Origin of the sequence: Streptomyces sp. SPB074, from assembly GCF_000154905.1 — a bacterium.
Taxonomy (GTDB): Bacteria; Actinomycetota; Actinomycetes; order Streptomycetales; family Streptomycetaceae; genus Streptomyces.
Map to the genome: position 1 here is coordinate 5,755,908 of NZ_GG770539.1, position 2,636 is coordinate 5,758,543.

Genomic DNA, 2,636 nt, shown 5'->3' on the forward strand with positions numbered 1-2,636 from the left:
GCGGGCGGCCGGTAGCGGGGTCCCGCTCGCTCATGTGTACCGGCGAGTGGCATCGCGGCGGCGACGAGCAGGCCCTGCGCCGCCGCCTTGTCGAGCGCCTCGCGGAGCAGGTCCTCGCGCGGCTGGCGGCCGATGCCCCCGGCCGGGGCCGCGTAGACGAGGACGGACTGCCGCTTGTTCGCGGCGGTGCGCCAGCCCTCGGTGACCTGGAGCGGCTGGTGCGCCTGCCACCAGGCGACGGGGGAGCCGCCGTCGGGTCCCGGCTGGAGCACGGCGTGCAGCTGTCCCACCGCGAGGAGCACCGACCAGCCGTGCAGCACCTGCGGCACCACGCCCACCTCGTGGACCGGGGCGAAGCCCTGCTCCTGGAGCAGCGGCAGGAAGGCGTCGTCCGGGCCCGTGGTGCCGGGACGGGCGATCGGGCCGGTCGGCTCGACCACGAGCGCGGGGTGCAGCTCCCCGTCGAGGAGCACGAGGCCGCTCGTGACCCCGAGCACCGCCTGCTGCGGCACCCCCGCCTCGCTCGCCTCGCTCGCGGTGATCGAGGCGACCGCGCCCTGCAACTGCTCCTCGGTGACCCGCACGACCTGCGAGGGCAGGCAGCCCGCGTGCGCGAAGGCCAGCACGGCGGTCTCCTCGCCGACGAAGAGCACGGTGCTGGTGTGCTCGTGCAGCGAGTCCCCCGGTGTGCGGCAGGAGGTGCAGTCGTAGGCGCCGGGAGCACTCTCCCCGGCGAGCAGCCGATCGGCTTCTTCGTCACCGATCTCGGCGCGTACGTCGTCGGCGACGTCGAGAATGCGCGGCACGGGGGCTCCTCGGTCTCGTATACCCGCGTGCCCGGAGCCTCCGGCGCACGCACGCACCGGGCGGTTCCCGGCACACGCCCGGTCAACGGGCGACCGCAGCCCGGGTCACGCCGCACCCGGCGCGGAATGGCCGCGTCCGCTCCGTGCCCGCCGCGCGGACCCGCGCCCCGGCCACGCCCCGCGTCAGCTGGGCTTCGTACGGACGCGCCCCGCGACGGCGGCACGCGGACCGCCGGACCCCGCTAGGGCAAAAGGTGTAAATGCGGAGTAAACGACTCCTCAGGTGTGGCTGAAAACAGTCGAACGAGCCTCGGAAACGCCGCCATCCGGCTGGACTTCTCCCCCTGCTGGCCCAGCGCCCGCCCCGCCCCCGTGACCTGCGCGGCGACCACCGGGTTGCCGACAGCGGCAGGGCGCGCCCGCCCTGCACCGGAACAAAGGACGCGAAGACGACCCCACCGCGGGGACCGCTCCGGCGGCCCCCGCGGTGACAGGCCGGCCCCGGCGGGCCGTGCGCGACGGCGGGACACACACAGACATGCAGATCTCCTTCCTCCTCCACGACGGGTACGCCCTCAGCGGCACCGTCCGTACGACCTACACGCTCGCGGCCCGGCTCGCCGAGCACCACGACGTCGAAGTCGTCTCGGTCCTGCGCCACCGCGACACCCCCGCCCTCGGCCCGGACCCCCGCATCCGGCTCAGGCACCTCGTGGACCTGCGCCCCCACAGCCAGGGCTCCGACCTCGGCCACCCCCTGCTCCAGCGCCCCGCCACCGATTTCCCGCGCGCCGAACCCCGCCACGCCGCCTACAGCGCCCTCACGGACGCGCGCGTCAACGCCTACCTCGCCGGACTCACCTCCGACATCGTCCTCGGCACCCGCCCCGGGCTCAACACGCACCTCGCCCGCCGCACCCGCCCGGGCCCCGTCCGCATCGGCCAGGAACACCGCGCCCCCGGCGCCCACTCCCCGGCCCTGCGCGCGGAACTGGAGGCCGCCTACCCGCTCCTGGACGGCATCACCACGACGACCGAGGCCGCCGCCCGCGCCTACCGCGCCGGGATGCACCTGCCCGGCGTGCCCGTCCGGAGCATGGCCGGCCCGGTGCCCGCCCCCGACCTGCCCCCCGCCACCGGCACCGCGCCATGGGTCGTCGCCGCCGGACGCCTCACCGGGGCCAAGCGCTACGACCTGCTCGTCCGCGCCTTCGCCAAAAATAAACGCCGAGCGCCCAGACTAGAGGATGCGCATCCACGGCTCCGGCGAACAGGAGGACGCGCTGCGCCGCCTCATCCACGAACTGGACCTCTACAACCACGTCTTCCTCATGGGCCCCGCTCACCCCATGGAGGCGGAGTGGGTCAAGGGCTCCGTCGCCGCCGTCACCTCCGCGCGTGAATCCTCCGGCACCACGATCGCCGAGGCGATGCGCTGCGGACTGCCGGTCGTCTCCACCCGGGCACCGCACGGCCCCGCCGAACTCATCGAGGACGGTGTCACCGGCCGCCTCGTCCCGGTCGGCGCCGACCCCGACACCTTCGCCGCCGCGCTCCTCCAGCTCATCAACGACGGCGCGCTGCGGGCCGGGATGGCCGCCGCCGCGCTGCGCTCCTCGGCCCGCCACGACCCGGCGGCCGTCGCCGAGCGGTACGAGTCCCTGTTCACCTCGCTCCGCGCCGCCCGGGGGCCCCGCCCTGCGGGGCTGCTGCGCGGCGCCGTCCACCGCGGGCGCGCCCGGCCCCTCCGCCAGGCCCTCGTCTCCCGCGCCACCGCCGTACGGAAGGCCCGCCCCGCATGAGGACCACGCCCGGTATCCCCGCCCGGCG

Annotated in this window: 1 protein-coding gene and 1 pseudogene; one reads left to right on the forward strand and one right to left on the reverse strand. The window is 75.7% G+C overall.

Annotation, left to right across the window (positions count from 1 at the left end; all coding sequences use genetic code 11):
- On the reverse strand, positions 1-806 hold an 806-nt coding region (locus SSBG_RS24365), incomplete at its 3' end, for a hypothetical protein (RefSeq protein WP_008748731.1).
- Between the two features lie 538 nt (positions 807-1,344).
- Here SSBG_RS24365 and SSBG_RS35485 point away from each other — a divergent pair.
- Positions 1,345-2,608, forward strand: a pseudogene (locus tag SSBG_RS35485) (glycosyltransferase).
- Positions 2,609-2,636: the final 28 nt, after the last annotated feature.